Raw genomic sequence first — 16,575 nt, forward strand, 5'->3', positions numbered from 1 at the left:
ATTTTTAACCTATGAACGAAACACTTGATATTGCCCTTATACAAACTGATTTAATTTGGGAGAATGCACTCGAAAATCGAAAATCATTGACACAAAAAATTAGAGCGTTAACCCCAAAAATTGATCTTATAGTATTGCCCGAAATGTTTACCACGGGGTTTACTATGAATGCCAGTGAAATGGCAGAAACTATGCAAGGGGATACGGTAAATTGGCTTGTGCAAATGGCCAAGGAAAAAGAGTGCGCAATCACCGGAAGTATAATTATTAATGAAGCAGGTAATTATTATAATCGACTTGTTTTTATGTTTCCTAATGGAGAGTTTGAGTATTATGATAAACACCAGCTTTTTACCCTTGCCAAAGAACATGAAGTGTTTACTGCAGGACAAAAAGAGGTGATTGTTGATTATTTGGGTTGGAAAATTAAACCACAGATATGTTACGATCTTAGGTTTCCTGTTTGGGCAAGAAATACTTCAGAGTATGATGTTTTATTGTATGTAGCTAGTTGGCCAAAGCCGCGAATCAATGCCTGGGATACCTTGCTAAAAGCCAGGGCTATCGAGAATATGTCCTACTGTATTGGTGTAAATCGAGTGGGTATCGACGGAAAAGGATACGAATACAATGGGCACTCTGCAGTTTATGATGTTTTAGGAAACTCGGTAATTGACGAAAACCCTTTGGAAAAAGAGACTATTGAATATGCAGTTTTGGATAAAAACCACATACAAGAGGTTAGGCAAAAATTAGCTTTTTTAGAGGATAGGGATCTTTTTAAATTACTCTAGTATAAATGTTTGTTTAAGCTCCCAATTGGCTCTTACTTCAACTACATCAGGAAAATATTTTATAGCTTCTGGTTGAATTCCTTTTAAGAAATTACCGGTGTCCCATTTTCCATTTTTATTGGTGTCTAAAATTACTCGAATATAATATTTGCCTGGGTTGAGGTAATCAAAAGTAATCAGCTCTTCTTTTGATACATTTTTTTCAGAAATTACTTCATCTTTTTCATTGGTTACTTCTACAATGACGGGGTAAGATTCTACATTTTGAAGTGTAAGAAAAATTATACCATAATCTGCCAATTTCTTTGTTCTGAAGTTGAAATTAAGAGTATCATTTACATTACCAACATAGTCTTTGATAGCTTCAGGAAGCATTTGTAATGTATAAGAATTGCTTTCGGTTTTTTCAAAGATTAACTGTGCTTCGTTTTCAACTTTATCTAAAGAAATGGAAAAAGGTACGTCTAGCGTATCTTTATCGGTTAAATTGATAAGTTCTTTATTAATGCTGTCTATTGGAGTACTGGCAAAGAAGGTGAAGTTTTCATTAAGCGGTAATGATGACCGATATTTTGAAGAAACCAAAAGGGAATCTTTGTACTGATCTTTAAACCTTGGTATCAAGGTATCCCGATAGTTTTTACTATTAGTTATTTCAAAAATTAGCGAATCTGTTTCAAAAAATGGCCTAAACCAATAATGAAGTGTGTCTTTTGCCTTATCTGGAATTACCAGCGATTCAAAATTTTCTGGAGTATCACTTAGCAAATTAATTTTCATACTATCCAACGTTCCTTCATAAGGAAATAAAAACTCGTTTTTCGAAACTTGTTTTGGTAGCAAGGCTTTAAATTCAAGTACTTCCCGAAAAATTTCAACGTTAAACACTTTGGCAGTATCAGCGGGTAATGTTATAATTTCCTCATAAAAACCAATTTTGTCTTGTTTCGGATCATATAAGTAGTTTGAAGACGCATCTTTTAATGCAATAAGCTTGTATTTACCTTCTTTTAGATTGTAAAAATCAAATGTGATGCTATCCAGGGTATTGGTAATATATCTTGGAACAGTATTGTAGATTAGAGAATCTGTATAATTTTCATCCATCTCATACAAAGCTACCGTAATGTAAGGATCAATCTTTTTTTGAACCGCATTATTTACGGTACCTTTTATGCTAAGTGAATCAAGAAAGTCCCCAGTAGAAAATACATATCTAAAAAAGGGAAGTGTATTACCTTCATTATTGTCTTCTACACTTTCACCAAAATTTATGCTATATGTCGTATTCTGTAATAATGTGTCTTCAAATTTGATTCGTATAAATTTACTTGCACTACCTAATGGAGTAATGGTGGGCTTTGGGTCCATTGGCGGCGAAATGATGATCTGTTTTTGAGCATCTTTTAGCTTTATATATTCATCAAAGTAGATGCGAATCTCATTTTTATTAAAATTAGTAGAAAAATTAGGAGGAAAAGCCTTTACAAATACGGGAGGAGTTTCATCTTTTTCTCCACCGGTTATCGATCCTTTTTTTGCACAACTAATCACAAACACTAGTAATACCAAGGTAAGCAATAACATTTCTAATCTTTTGTTCATATCTCCTTTACAATATTTAAGACACAAAGAAACAACTATATTGAAAAACAAAAAAACTTAATGAAACTCTGTTTTAGAGAACATTTTGGTTCGTTCTCTAAAATAGCAAGTTGAATTAATCCCATTTTTATAACGGGATCCCAACTGCAAAATTTCAATTTATTGTAATCATTTTTTTCTATTCGGTTATTGCCATTGTGGCAATACTTATTTTAATATTCGGAATAGATTTTAAAGCATCTACGCAAGCTTCAATAGTTGCACCTGTCGTGACAATATCATCGACCAGTAAAATGTGTTTGTTTTCTAATAAAGACGAGTTTTCTATAGTGAATGTTTCAGAAGTATTGGCCCACCTGGCATCCTTGTTTCTTTGGGATTGTTTTGTATTATAAAACTTTTTTTTCAGTACGATATCAATGTATTCTGCATCAAGTTTTTTGGCAATCTCAATTCCAAATTTTTCAACTTGATTATACCCTCTTTCTTTACGCCTTTTTTTGTGAATGGGCACAGGTAAAACAATATCAATTAACTGATAATCAGTATTTTGAATTAGTTTTTCTCCAAGCCATTTGCCTAATTCTTCTCCAATTTCCTCTCTTCCTTTATACTTAAGGTTATGTATTAAATTCTGAACCAAACCATTCTTCTGAAATACAAACAAAGAAGCGGCATTTTCAATTTTGGCGCGACCATAAAATACTTTTTCAATTTTTTTTGCGTTTACGTTATGGAAATTGCCCAAAGGAAGCTTGTGTCGACAAGAAGTACACAGTAACCTTTCATTTTTATGTAGTGCATCATTACAAGCTGCACAGTATGTAGGATAAAATAAATAGAGGAAGTCTCTTAGCATTTTATTAGGGTGATTACCATTAATTATTATATTTTAGCTATTGAAATAACCATCAAAAATTAGAAATTAATTAATTATGACAACTCAAAACAATAACTTAACCCTTAAAATTCTTATTGGTGTTCTAGGAGCACTGTTGCTTATTCTAGGGATTTTTACGTATAAGTTTTACAACGAAGAGAAGCAAAATAAAGCAATTTTGCAACAAGAAAAGGATCTTATTGAAAGCGAATTAGGAGAATTGATCACAAAATATGACAATGCTATCGCTCTTAATGAAGTAATGGATGACCACTTACTTAAAGCTAAAGAACGCATCGTAGTACTTTTGGATAGTGTAAAAGATAACGATGCCAACTTAGCACTGATTTCTAGATATAGAAGAGAGGTTGGAAAGTTGAAGAAAGAACGTGAGAGATTATTTAAACTTGCTGATAGTCTTACTGCTGCTAATACGCAATTGGCAACAGACCTTGATAGTACTTCTGTAGAGTTAAATAGAAGAATCATCTATTCTGATTCGTTACAGACTCAAAATTCAAAATTGGCTGAAATCGTTGAAAGAGGTTCTGCGCTTACAGCAGCTAATATTAAGGCTGAAGGAGTAAGAGTACGTAACAGTGGTAAGATTTCAAGTTCTTCGAAAGCTAGTAGAGCAGAAAAGGTAAGAGTATGTTTTACACTTTCTCCAAATAAATTAACAGAAAGAGGAGATAAGGAACTTTTTGTACAGGTGATTAATCCTGAAAATAATCTAATTGGAGATAAAGTTTCTGTGAACTTTGATGATGCCATTCTAACATATAGTGGGCGTAATAAGGTTTTCTATGAAAATGAAGCTTTAGATGTATGTGTTTTAGTGGATGCTGCAGAAGGAGAATTAGTAAAAGGGAACTACGTAGTAAACCTATTCTCTGGGCCAAGAATGATTTCTAATACACAGTTCGAATTAAAATAATTTTTAATACATATATTAAACCGCCATATTGATTAAAAATATGGCGGTTTTTTTATGCATTTTATAGAAATTAATTTTGAAGGTCGTTAATTTGATAAATTCAATTATTTTTGCGCAATGGCAAAGCAAGAAGATAAATTTAAAAAGGTTATAGCCCATGCAAAAGAGTATGGGTACATTTTTGGTTCTAGTGAGATTTATGATGGATTAAGTGCGGTGTATGATTATGGTCAAAATGGAGTAGAACTCAAAAAGAATATTCGAGAATATTGGTGGAAAAGCATGGTTAACATGCATCAAAATATAGTCGGGTTAGATGCTGCAATATTTATGCACCCAACTACCTGGAAGGCATCAGGACACGTAGATGCTTTTAACGATCCACTTATCGATAATAAAGATTCTAAGAAAAGATATAGAGCCGATGTGCTTATTGAGGATTATGCCGAAAAGCTTAATCAAAAGGCTCAAAAAGAAATTACAAAAGCAAAAAAACGTTTTGGCGATGCTTTTGACGAGGCACAATTTGTATCTACAAACCCAAGAGTAGTAAAATACTTATCCGAAAGAGAAGAAGTACTCAAACGAATGGGTTCATCTTTGGAAAAAGAAGACCTTGCCGATGTAAAAGCCCTAATTGAAGAATTAGGTATTGCCGATCCAGAAACAGGATCAAAAAACTGGACCGAGGTTCGACAGTTCAACTTAATGTTTGGTACAAAACTAGGAGCTTCTGCAGATACTGCTACCGATTTGTTTTTACGACCAGAAACCGCTCAGGGGATATTTGTAAACTTCCTAAATGTTCAAAAAACAGGTCGAATGAAAATACCTTTTGGGATAGCACAAACTGGTAAAGCTTTTCGTAATGAAATTGTCGCTCGACAATTTATTTTCAGAATGCGAGAGTTCGAGCAAATGGAAATGCAATTTTTTGTTCGTCCGGGAGAAGAAATGAAATGGTACGAGTATTGGAAAGAAACCCGCCTTAAATGGCATCATTCTTTAGGGTTAGGTGAAGAAAATTATCGTTTTCACGATCATGATAAATTGGCACATTATGCAAATGCCGCTGCAGATATTGAATTTAATTTTCCATTTGGATTTAAAGAGTTAGAAGGAATTCATTCTAGAACAGACTTTGACCTGAAGGCCCACGAACAATATTCTGGAAAGAAGCTACAATTCTTTGATCCAGAACTTAAGGAAAGCTATGTTCCTTATGTAGTCGAAACATCTGTTGGTTTGGATAGAATGTTTTTGGCGGTATTCTCGACAGCATTACAAGAAGAAAACCTAGAAGATGGCTCTAGCCGAGTAGTGCTAAAATTACCTGCAGTAGTGGCTCCTATAAAAGCGGCTATTCTTCCTTTGGTAAAAAAAGACGGTTTGCCAGAAGTTGCGCAAAAAATTGTAGATGATCTGAAATGGAAATTTAACGTCATGTACGATGAGAAAGATGCTATTGGCCGTAGGTACAGAAGGCAAGATGCCAATGGTACCCCATTTTGTATTACTGTAGACCATGATACTCTAAAAGATAATTCTGTAACCATTAGAGATAGAGATACAATGGAACAAAAACGAGTTGCAATTACCGATCTTAAAACTATAATTTCTGAAAAAACAGATGCCGAATATTGGTTGAAATAATTTTAAGAATCATACGTTCTAATAAAAAGCTGTCCACACCATAAGACAGCTTTGTTTTTTTACATAATTTTGATTGGTAACTACCTTGTTTTTAGTATTTCGAAAATGGCAATTATCTTGAAAATCAAACCATTTTTTTGTTGATTTAAAAGAAATACTTTTTGATGATTGTTATATCTTGAAGTTAAATTGTATTTTAGTCGAAAAGTAAAAAGTTGCTATACTTTTAAAAAATACTCAACTTATGCTATTGAAAAAGATTTTAGTTTTTGTTTTCACATGTTTTGTAACTATTGGGTTTTCCCAAAAGTCCCCAAAAAAGGAAATAAAAAAAGCTACTTACATAAGTAAGGCAGTTTACGTAAAAGATATATCCCCGTTAAAAGGAAAAGACTTAATTAAGGGAAAACCAAGAAAAGGTAATATAAACCCTAGAAGAACTGACGGAAATAAAATTGTACCCGGTAAAGGATCCAAAGGCCCCGATCCTTTGGTGAAAAGACAAAAAAGCTCACAAGGTTTAAGAGTGAGTAAGGCTATTTCCCTAACTTTTGAAGCGAATACAAGTACATTTTCACCGTCAGACCCAACAGGGGCGGTAGGTCCTAATCACTATGTGAGTGCCAAAAATTTTGAATTTGCTATTCATGATCGTGCCGGAGTAGAAGTAATGGCATCGGTGTCGCTAGAGAACCTATTCCCAGGAGAAAGTCTTGGAGATCCGATTGTATTCTACGATAGCTTTGCAGACCGATTTGTGGTAACACAATTCTCTAATACACCAAATGGATTTTTGGTTGCAGTATGTAAAGGATCAGACCCTGTAAATGATGGATGGTTTACTTATCGCTTTAACACAGGTAGTTTTCCAGATTACACAAAATTTTCTATTTGGTCGGACGGGTATTATGTAACCGCCAATAAGGACCAAAACTCATTACAAAATGATGAAGTAGTATTCGTAATAGAAAGAGATAAGATGTTAAAAGGAGACGAAAATGCCAAAATGGTTGGTTTTCCGCTTCCTGGAGCCCGAATAGGAGGTTTTTATAGCCCTGCCTCATTTAATGCCATTGGAAACACCTTACCACCCGATGGAGATGCTAGAATTATTTATTATCAAGATGATGCATGGCAAGGAGTTACCGAGGATGCGTTAAAATTATGGACTATAAATGTTGATTGGGTAAATCTTGCAGAATCCACAATTGCCGAGTCCGAAGAATTGACAGTAAGCGGTGGTGATATTAGTGCTTTCGATACTACATTTGATGGAGGCTCTTTTGGTAATCTTCCTCAACCAGGTTCTGGGCAGGATATTGATGTACTTCAGGGAGCGGTAATGTATGCTACCAATTATAGGAGGTTCTGTGATTATAATGCCGTAGTACTTAACTTTGCAGTGGATATAGACGACAGACAAGATTCTGATAATGTTTCGGGAATAAGATGGTATGAATTACGACAAAATGGAGACGGACAACCTTGGACAGTTTATCAAGAAGGAACCTATACCTCGACCGATGGGAAAAGTGCATGGTGTGGAAGTATGGCAATGGATATTTTTGGTAATATCGGAATGGGATATTCTACTATAGGAACTACTGCTAATCTTGCTACAGAAGATAGTTTTGTGTCTATTCGTTATACTGGAAGGTTGGTTGATGATCCTCTGGGAACAATGACATTTCCCGAAGAAACTATTGCTATTGGTACCGGAATAAACAATACAAATCAAAATCGTTATGGGGACTATGCACAATTAACGGTAGATCCAGTAGATGATCAAACATTTTGGCATATAGCCGAATATTTTCAGGATATAGATGATAACGCTAGAAATGTGGTAGGAGTTTTTAAAATTGCCCCGGATGTTGCTAGTGATGTGGGGGTAATACGAGTCGAAAATCCAGTTGATGCTGTGTTAACAACAGAAGAAACCATTACTGTAACCATCAAAAACTTTGGTTCTTCTGTGCAAACAGATATCCCGGTTAGCTATTCGATTAATGGAGGTGCTCCGGTCAACGAATTATTTGCCGGTCCTCTTAATCCGGGAAAAACAGCTTCTTTCTCTTTTGCCGCAACAGCAGATCTAACAGCAGAACGAACCTATAATATTACTGCTGAAACTAATACAACAACAGACATAACTCCAGAAAATGATTGTGCAACAACAGATGTTAAAAATCTATTTGCCAATGATGTTGGAGTAACCGCTTTGATTTCTCCTTTAACAGAGGGGCAATTTTCATCAGAAGAAGAAATAATCATTACCATCTTTAATTATGGTGGGTCCGCCCAGTCAAATATACCCGTTTCCTATTCTATAAATGGAGGAGAAACAATTAGCGAAGTTTTTACAGGAACTTTGGCTTCTCTAGAATCTGTGTCTTATACATTTACTCAAGGTGCCGATCTTTTACAGTTTGGTGAGTATAGTTTTGAGATAGGTACAGTACTTTCTGGAGATGAGGATGCTACCAACAATAACATAACTACGACAGTAGTAAATGCATTATGTGCCCCTACTTCAGATTGTGCTCAATTTGGTGATGGGATTACGTCTTTTAAATTGGCAAATGTTACCAATTCTCCTATTGGTTGTAATACAGGATATGAAGATTTTACAGGTGATTTTACTATAGAGCTTGAACAATCGATAGAGTACACCTTAACGGTTCAATCAGGTTTTGCAGATGACAATGGAGCCGAAAGATTTTCGGTTTGGATAGACTTCAATGATAATAATACTTTTGAGGCTTCAGAGATAATATTTGATAATGTTATAATAAGTGAAATAGATACAGATCTAGGCTTTAATTTTACACTGGATGATGAAGCTGCCCCAGGAAATCACTTGTTCAGAATAAGAGCAGGAGATACCAATACCAATTCGGGAGCACCATTATCCGATCCTTGTGGGTCAATGCAATTTGGATCTACACATGACTATACGGTGAATATTGTAAACGAATCTACAGGCCCCGATCCAGATACAACAACAGAATTGATTGTTGTTTCTGAGCCAGAAAATCAGTTTGTAATTACAAAGACCGACACCAATGCAGCTGATGAGGAAAGAATCTATGTATTTAATATTTCTGGCCAAATAGTGGCTTCTAATCTTTTAAAAAAGGACGGCAATGGAACATTTACATACGAGTTGGATATGTCTTATGCCAAATCTGGTATTTACTTTGTGCGATTAGGTAGTAGCAAAAGAAATATTGCAGGTTTTGCCGTAAGGTAAAAACGTATAAACAAAAGATTATTTGTTTTCTATACGTTTATCTATTGCTGTAATAGAAACCGGTCGGGCATCATTACATCGGCTCGCCATTCTAAGATTAGAAAATTTAACCCAAACTTGGGCAGGCATGTCATCGCCTTTGAAAAAGTCACCTAGATTAATAGGGTCAAGTTTGTCTTTATATTCTTCAATGGTAAGAATATAAGGGCAATCTTTTGATTTGCTCGAGGTTAGGGTCCCTTTACTAAATCCTTTTTCTTTCATTTCTTTGGCAGATATAGTTTGAATCTCTGTTGTTGTTTCGGCAGCTGCCGCCGTGGTTGTTTGTTTTGCGCCAGAACAAGTGTACAAGGTAAGTGAAGCTACTAGGCAAGCTATTCTAAACATAATTTTCATGATTTGTGGTTGTTTTTATAAAGATAGGGTTTTCAACCTTATTTGTTTGCAACACCCCAAAGTTTATGATGTATTTAGAATATTAAATAGTTGTAAATTTTATTTTTACAAAAATTTAAATCTATTTACTTCATGAAAATCATCTCCTATAACGTAAACGGAATTCGTGCAGCAATAAATAAAGGTTTTTTAGAGTGGTTGCAGCAGGCAGATCCCGATGTAATATGTCTTCAGGAAATCAAGGCTAATAAAGATCAATTGGACCTTGACCTTTTTACAAAAGCTGGGTACTCTTATAATTATTGGTATAGTGCACAAAAGAAAGGGTACAGCGGAGTAGCGATTTTATCCAAAAAAGAACCAGATCACATCGAGTATGGTACTGGTATAGAGTATATGGATCATGAAGGTCGTAACCTAAGAGCAGATTTTAATGGAGTGTCCATAATGAGTTTATACCTGCCTAGTGGGACTAATATTGAACGTTTGGAACATAAACTGAAGTACATGGCCGATTTTCAGGAATATGTTAATACACTGAAGCAACAATACCCAAATCTCATTATACTGGGAGATTATAATATCTGTCACCAGGCTATAGATATTCATGACCCTGTGCGTAACAAAAATGTATCAGGATTTCTGCCTGTAGAGCGCGAATGGATAGGTAATTTTATGGATAGTGGATTTATCGATTCTTTCAGACATTTTAATAAAGAACCTCATAACTATTCATGGTGGAGTTATCGAGCAAATGCAAGAGCCAATAACAAGGGATGGCGATTGGATTATGGGATGGTTGCCCAACCGTTACAAGATAAATTAAAAAGAGCCGTTATTCTATCAGAAGCAAAACATAGTGATCACTGCCCAATTGTGGTAGAATTGGATGTTTAATTTTAAAACCCCATAAAAACGTAATATATGATCAAAAGAATTGCAGGAATTGTACTAGTAGGAACCTTGCTTTCCTCTTGTGTAACGTCAAAAGTTTATAAAGAATTAGAAGGTAAATATGCCAATCTTAAACGTGAAAACCGAAAGATGGAAGATGATTTGGCTGCTCTAGAGAAAGAAAGTAAGGCAGATAAAAAGTCGTTAGAAAACCTTACCGCTCAATATGAAAAAACAAAAGCTGAAAGAGATGAACTACAGCGCAATTACGAGGCGGCACAGGCCAATTATGAAAACCTAAAGAGATCCTATAATGCGCTCGAAAAAAACAGCTCTGCGGCTATTGCAGCCAATAGCAAAAAGAATAGAGAGTTGTTGGCGCAACTAGAAGACAAAGAGCGTACTTTGGCCGAAGAGAGAACCCGTTTAGATAAACTTCAACGGGATTTAGATGCTAGATCCCAACGCATAAATGAACTCGAGGGATTAATAGCCGCCAAAGATGCCAAAATGCAAGCCTTGAAAAATGCTATATCTAAAGCGCTACGTAATTTTGAAGGAAAAGGTCTTACGGTAGAAGAGCGCAATGGCAAAGTATATATCTCTATGGAGAATAAGTTGTTGTTTGAATCTGGTAGCTGGGCTGTCGGGGCACAAGGGCGTAAAGCGGTGAAGCAATTAGGAAAAGTATTGGCGCAAAACCAAGATATCGCAGTATTAATCGAAGGGCATACCGATAATGTTCCTTATACAGGTAATGCACAATTATCGGGTAACTGGGATCTTTCTACCAAAAGAGCCACGGCCATCGTAAATATTTTATTGGAAAATGGGAAAATCGATCCCCAAAATCTTACCGCAGCGGGAAGAGGTGAATACGCTCCTGTGGCAAGTAACGATACAAGCGAAGGCAAAAGTAAAAACAGACGTATCGAGGTGATCTTAACCCCCAAATTGGATGAGATTACCAAGTTGTTAAATGATATATAAAAGACATATAATGACATAAAAAACGCGACCTGAAGAGGTCGCGTTTTTTACATTTGGATATAGTTTATAAACTATTAAGTATGCTTTCAATTTCTTTCGTATTGTCTGCAGAAGCATTGTCTTTAACCCGTCTCAGGACGTCTAAAAACTTATGCACCACTTTGTGTGCTTGCATTGCTTCTAAAGGTCCAATTTTTCTTCCAGTAGAGGTTAATAGAAAATAATCATAATAATCAACAGGAACGGAGTTATCTTTCTTTTTTTGTACTGATGTAGTTCCAGTATCTTTAACAATAGAAACTACATTACCTTGGGCAATTACTTTATCGGTCATTTCGGCAACATCTTTTGCTAAAGGATACAATTCTTCGTCATAAATTCTGTTCATTTCTTCCCAAGATACCTGTGCTTGAGTTGATAATCCTGCGCCTAGCACGAATAGAAGTAGAAATAATTTTTTCATAATGTTTGGGTGTTAAAAAATGTATTAAAAGTTTATAGGTTAATTACACCGGTTATCACAACGTATAAAAACTTTTTTTATTGTTAAAATAACCTTAAAAAGCGAGTCAAAATACTCAATTTATTTGATAAAAACCAAAAAGTGTGCCACGAATTTAGTAAACAAAAATAAAATCCTTAATTATGTAGCGTGAAAAAGCATAAAAATAAGGAAGACACGTAACAAAAGGATGTAGCGAGACGTTTATAATACCCCAAATTAATTTAAAACTATAGAACAAATGAGGAAGCTATTCATTTTTATACTAGTACTAGTATCTGCGTTTAAAGGAATGAGCCAGGAAAGCGAAGAAGAGTACCAGAACGAAGAAGAAATACAAAGTGAAGAAGAGGTGCAAGAGGAAGGAGAAGGAGATAACAACTACTTTGACATTTATAACTATTTTAGTTTCACCAATGATGAGTATGCCAACGCCTTGGATAAGGTAAATGATATGTATCCAGAAGATCAAAATGTTCTAAATAAATTTGTAGTAGAAGTTCAAAAAGATATAGTATTAAAAGATCGCTTGTTTAGAGAGTTGATAGCAAGACCCAACAAAAAGAGTCCTTACAAGGGTAAAGACAGCCCAGGGTTTATGTGTATCCTAAAAGGTCTTATAGAAAACAAAACCGTCTATAACGAGGTTGTTAACGACGGAGGTTCTGAGGATCAGGCCAGAAATGCTGCAGCGCTTGCAGAAAGAACGGTTCGGAGAAAATGTGGTGTTGCCAAAAAAGTGAATAAAGAATAGTAGTACGGACAGTTTCCTTATTCTATTAAATTCGAGTAGGAAATGGCGGTATGCTATCATATGACCAAAAGATATAAGCTCTTTGCTAATCTAATCTAAGTGTAGCTTAAGTTCTTTATAATGTATGCAAATCAGTGCCTAAATGACCACCCGCAACCGAGGAAAAGAAGCTAGTGACGATCGCCTGTTTGGGGATCCAAAAATGCGTCAAAAATTAAAAGAGGCGGCAAAAGATATGTGTTATTTGCTCTCACGCGGTTTTGCAGAAAAGTCTTCGGTGCAATTGGTGGGTAATCGATATAAGCTTAACACAAGACAACAAAAAGCTTTATTAGGGATGAGTACGAGCAAGCAACAAATTGCATTGAGAGAACAGTATGCTTTATTGCCTGGCAACTTAGAAAATCAGGTTGTTGCCATCGATGGTTTTAACTTGCTCATTGTTTTAGAGAGTGCACTATCTGGAGCCTATATTTTTAAAGGTTTAGATGGTTACTATCGTGATGTTTCAGGTGTTCATGGTACCTATAAGAGAGTCCAAAAAACAGAACAAGTACTTAAGCTTATGGGTAACATACTTCAAGAACTAAAGGTGGTCTCGGTATTATGGTATTTTGATGCCCCTGTGTCTAATAGCGGTCGTCTCAAAACCAGGATTCGTGAAATTGCTCAAGAATGCTCTTTTCCATGGGAAATTCATTTGGTAAACAACCCAGATAAAGTATTAGCAGAATCTAAAAATATCGTAATAAGTTCTGATGCTTGGGTGTTGGATAGAGCTCAAAAAAACTTCAACATGGTAAGCTATTTAATCGATCAGAATATTAAAGAGGCGAATATTGTGTTTGCAGTGTAACATTAACATATCCCGAATAGCAATTTCCCTCACTCAAAAGCTTCTTTCCCTCAATACATATTTTACAAACTTCCTCTTTGCAATACCTTTATAATATACCTATAAAACTAACGGGTTGAACATGAAAGCGAAGTAAGTTTTAGGTTGGTTAGTTGTTAATACGGGCATAGTAATGGGGTAACTATGCCCGTTTTTTGGTACAAAAAAGAGCCTCTTTTTTCAGAAGCTCTTTTCCGGTTAAATAGAGTAAAGTCAGAAGATTACTCCTATCATTAAAATCACACCATCCTCGTCTAGCTTGTGAGTACATGGCATTTTTAGTTTATGCATTGAAAAAATCGTTCCGCAAATTGAGTTTAAATAATGATATACTATAAAGTATTGTTTTTCAGGCAATTATATATTTATGTGCCAATAAATCATCTTTTTAAGATTGTAGACAATATGTGTTAGTTGTAGACATCATCCACACGTCTTTGTGGTGTACACCTAATTTATTATGATAATTTTTGCATTAGTTTAAGGGAAGAGTTTCTACTTTTGAGGTTATTTTATTAATCTACCAAAAAACTAGAGAATCGCCGGATGAAATATACCACCCTACCCAACACTGATATCAAAGTGAGTAAAATATGCCTGGGATCTATGACCTGGGGAGAACAAAATACCGAAGAAGAAGGTCATCAGCAAATGGATTATGCAATAGGTCAAGGAGTAAATTTTATAGATACTGCAGAGTTATATTCTGTTCCTTCAAAAAAAGAGACGCAAGGCAGTACCGAAAAAATTATTGGAAGTTGGCTTACAAAAACAAAAAAACGAAACGAAGTAGTTATTGCTTCCAAAATTGTGGGCCCAGCAGAATTTACCAAGCATATTCGAACAGGAAAGTTTACCAAAACAGAAATTGAAGATGCGATACATAAAAGTTTGAAACGTTTGCAAACCGATTATATTGACCTTTACCAGCTGCATTGGCCAGAACGACAAACTAATTTTTTTGGTAAACGAGGATATACGCATGACAAAAATGATACATGGGAGGATAATTTTGCAGAGGTTTTGCATCATTTAGATGGGTTTATCAAAAAAGGTATGATTAGACAGATAGGGTTATCTAATGAAGGGCCTTATGGTGTAATGCGTTATGTAGAAGAAGCAAGAAAAGGCGCGCCAAAAATGATCACGGTGCAAAACCCTTATAATTTACTAAACAGAAAAGATGAGGTCGGGCTTTCAGAAATTCTTCATCGCGAAAATATAGGACATTTACCATATTCTCCTCTTGGTTTTGGGATGCTAACCGGTAAATATTTAGAGGAAATTCCTAAAAACTCTAGAGTAGACTTGTTTCCAAATTATAACCGGTATATGAAAGAGAATAGCTATAAGGCAACAAGGGCGTATAATGAAATTGCTAAAAAACATGGCATTAGCTTAACACAAATGGCTTTGGCTTTTGTTAATGAGCGTCCTTTTGTAACCAGCAATATTATTGGCGCTACGTCGCTAGAACAATTGAGTGAGAATATCGATAGCATTAACCTGACTCTTTCTGATGAAATTTTAAAAGAAATTGAAGCCGTGCATGAGAGTATTCCTAATCCTGCGCCTTAATTATCCGAAAAGATATTCTACAACATCTTCGATTTTAGCAACCAACTGAATTTTGATTTGAGTATTTTGTAGAGATATTTTGTTGTATTTTGAAACTAAGATGGTAGAGAAACCTAGTTTCTCTGCTTCTTGTATGCGCTGTTCTACTTTGGTAACGGGTCGTATTTCTCCGGCCAAACCAACTTCTGCAGCAAAACAATAGTCTTTTGGGATAGGAATATCTTCACTAGATGATAAAATAGCCGCTACTACAGCCAGGTCGATGGCTGGATCATCTACCGAAATTCCTCCGGTAATATTTAGGAAAACATCTTTTGTTCCAAGCCTGAAACCAGCTCTTTTTTCTAAAACAGCAAGGATCATATTGAGGCGCTTTAGATTATATCCAGTAGCACTGCGTTGAGGTGTGCCATATACCGCGGTACTTACCAAAGCCTGTATTTCGATCATCAAGGGCCGCATACCTTCCAAGGTAGAAGCGATTGCTGTACCACTTAATTCTTCTTCTTTTTTTGAGATTAGAATTTCGCTAGGATTATTTACTTCTCTTAGTCCGCTTCCCTGCATTTCATAAATACCCAATTCAGAAGTTGAACCAAAACGGTTTTTTAAAGCTCTTAAGATTCTATACACATGATTGCGATCTCCTTCAAACTGCAAAACAGTATCGACCATGTGTTCCAGGATTTTGGGCCCCGCGATATTTCCATCTTTAGTTATGTGTCCAATTAAGATCACCGGAGTCGCAGTTTCTTTGGCGAATTTGATTAATTCTGTTGTGCATTCTCTAATCTGAGATATACTACCTGCACTACTCTCGATATAATCACTGTGTAATGTTTGGATAGAATCTATAATAACAATATCAGGTTCGGTAGCTTCAATTTGTCTAAAGATATTCTGAGTTTTGGTCTCGATAAGAACTAAACAATTATCGGTCTTGGATTTAATACGCTCTGCTCGCATTTTTATTTGCTTCTGGCTTTCTTCTCCGGAAACATACAGGGTTTTGTAGGGAAGTTTAAGACTTATCTGAAGCAGTAAGGTACTCTTTCCAATTCCTGGTTCACCTCCTAAAAGCGTTAAGGAGCCAGGAACCAATCCTCCACCAAGTACACGATTAAGTTCGGCATCATCTGTATTGTACCGGGCTTCTTGGCTGGTATCAATTTCTGAAATTCGTAAAGGTTTGGCTGTTTTTGTTACTTTGGAGGTAGTCGAAGTACTTTTCCAATCATTTTTTTCGGCTTTTTGAACCACTTCTTCTGCTATTGTATTCCATTCTTTGCACGAGGTGCATTGTCCTTGCCATTTGGCATACTGGGCTCCGCAATTTTGACAGAAAAAAATGGTTTTTGTTTTGGCCATATTAAAAGATGATAAGGTGTAAAAATACTATTATTTGGATTGAAAATTAGCCTGAGCAGAAATAAAAAAGATCCCT

Annotated in this window: 14 protein-coding genes; 9 read left to right on the forward strand and 5 right to left on the reverse strand. The window is 35.6% G+C overall.

The window, feature by feature from the left end; genetic code table 11:
• Nucleotides 1-11: 11 nt before the first annotated feature.
• On the forward strand, nucleotides 12-794 hold the full coding sequence (locus U6A24_RS18645) for a nitrilase family protein (protein WP_324181524.1): 783 nt from the start codon (nucleotides 12-14) through the stop codon (nucleotides 792-794).
• Here U6A24_RS18645 and U6A24_RS18650 read toward each other — a convergent pair.
• Together U6A24_RS18650 and U6A24_RS18655 are read right to left on the reverse strand one after the other, a co-directional pair.
• Nucleotides 786-2,399 (reverse strand): Ig-like domain-containing protein, encoded by a 1,614-nt coding sequence (locus U6A24_RS18650; protein ID WP_324181525.1) that lies wholly within the window; start codon nucleotides 2,397-2,399, stop codon nucleotides 786-788. The two genes, U6A24_RS18645 and U6A24_RS18650, sit on opposite strands and share 9 nt — an antisense overlap.
• A 178-nt stretch (nucleotides 2,400-2,577) precedes the next feature.
• On the reverse strand, nucleotides 2,578-3,258 hold the full coding sequence (locus U6A24_RS18655; protein ID WP_324181526.1) for a ComF family protein: 681 nt from the start codon (nucleotides 3,256-3,258) through the stop codon (nucleotides 2,578-2,580).
• A 76-nt stretch (nucleotides 3,259-3,334) separates the two neighbouring features.
• Between U6A24_RS18655 and U6A24_RS18660 the strand changes: the two genes are divergently transcribed.
• The 3 genes from U6A24_RS18660 (at nucleotide 3,335) to U6A24_RS18670 (ending at nucleotide 9,122) form a co-directional block, all read left to right on the forward strand.
• Nucleotides 3,335-4,216, forward strand: a complete 882-nt coding sequence (locus U6A24_RS18660; RefSeq protein WP_324181527.1) for a hypothetical protein — start codon at nucleotides 3,335-3,337, stop codon at nucleotides 4,214-4,216.
• A 117-nt stretch (nucleotides 4,217-4,333) separates the two neighbouring features.
• Nucleotides 4,334-5,869 carry a glycine--tRNA ligase gene (locus U6A24_RS18665; RefSeq protein WP_324181528.1) on the forward strand — a complete coding sequence of 512 codons (1,536 nt, stop codon included), beginning with the start codon at nucleotides 4,334-4,336 and terminating at the stop codon, nucleotides 5,867-5,869.
• Nucleotides 5,870-6,119: 250 nt separating this feature from the next.
• Entirely contained in the window at nucleotides 6,120-9,122 is a 3,003-nt protein-coding gene (locus tag U6A24_RS18670) for a GEVED domain-containing protein (RefSeq protein WP_324181529.1), read from the forward strand.
• Between the two features lie 18 nt (nucleotides 9,123-9,140).
• Here U6A24_RS18670 and U6A24_RS18675 read toward each other — a convergent pair whose 3' ends face one another.
• On the reverse strand, nucleotides 9,141-9,518 hold the full coding sequence (locus U6A24_RS18675) for a hypothetical protein (RefSeq protein WP_324181530.1): 378 nt from the start codon (nucleotides 9,516-9,518) through the stop codon (nucleotides 9,141-9,143).
• Nucleotides 9,519-9,650: 132 nt separating this feature from the next.
• On the opposite strand from U6A24_RS18675, the gene U6A24_RS18680 reads away from it, so the two are divergent.
• Nucleotides 9,651-10,415, forward strand: coding sequence for an exodeoxyribonuclease III (locus U6A24_RS18680; protein WP_324181531.1), 765 nt, complete (start codon nucleotides 9,651-9,653; stop codon nucleotides 10,413-10,415).
• Between the two features lie 27 nt (nucleotides 10,416-10,442).
• Nucleotides 10,443-11,402, forward strand: coding sequence for an OmpA/MotB family protein (locus U6A24_RS18685; RefSeq protein WP_324181532.1), 960 nt, complete (start codon nucleotides 10,443-10,445; stop codon nucleotides 11,400-11,402).
• A 64-nt stretch (nucleotides 11,403-11,466) separates the two neighbouring features.
• Here the strand turns inward: U6A24_RS18685 and U6A24_RS18690 are convergent, their stop codons facing one another.
• On the reverse strand, nucleotides 11,467-11,865 hold the full coding sequence (locus tag U6A24_RS18690; RefSeq protein WP_324181533.1) for a hypothetical protein: 399 nt from the start codon (nucleotides 11,863-11,865) through the stop codon (nucleotides 11,467-11,469).
• A gap of 280 nt (nucleotides 11,866-12,145) precedes the next feature.
• Between U6A24_RS18690 and U6A24_RS18695 the strand changes: the two genes are divergently transcribed.
• The 3 genes from U6A24_RS18695 (at nucleotide 12,146) to U6A24_RS18705 (ending at nucleotide 15,131) form a co-directional block, all read left to right on the forward strand.
• Complete coding sequence (locus tag U6A24_RS18695) at nucleotides 12,146-12,658, forward strand: hypothetical protein (protein ID WP_324181534.1); 513 nt, start codon at nucleotides 12,146-12,148, stop codon at nucleotides 12,656-12,658.
• Between the two features lie 142 nt (nucleotides 12,659-12,800).
• Nucleotides 12,801-13,514: a DUF434 domain-containing protein gene (locus U6A24_RS18700; RefSeq protein ID WP_324181535.1), complete on the forward strand. Its 714-nt coding sequence runs from the start codon at nucleotides 12,801-12,803 to the stop codon at nucleotides 13,512-13,514.
• Nucleotides 13,515-14,099: 585 nt separating this feature from the next.
• A complete protein-coding gene (locus U6A24_RS18705) occupies nucleotides 14,100-15,131 on the forward strand; it encodes an aldo/keto reductase (RefSeq protein WP_324181536.1) in 1,032 nt (343 codons plus the stop codon).
• Here the strand turns inward: U6A24_RS18705 and radA are convergent, their stop codons facing one another.
• Nucleotides 15,132-16,499 (reverse strand): DNA repair protein RadA, encoded by a 1,368-nt coding sequence (gene radA, locus U6A24_RS18710; protein ID WP_324181537.1) that lies wholly within the window; start codon nucleotides 16,497-16,499, stop codon nucleotides 15,132-15,134. It lies immediately after the preceding gene.
• Between the last annotated feature and the right edge of the window lie 76 nt (nucleotides 16,500-16,575).

Source organism: Aquimarina gracilis (assembly GCF_035285365.1).
Taxonomy (GTDB): Bacteria; Bacteroidota; Bacteroidia; order Flavobacteriales; family Flavobacteriaceae; genus Aquimarina; species Aquimarina gracilis.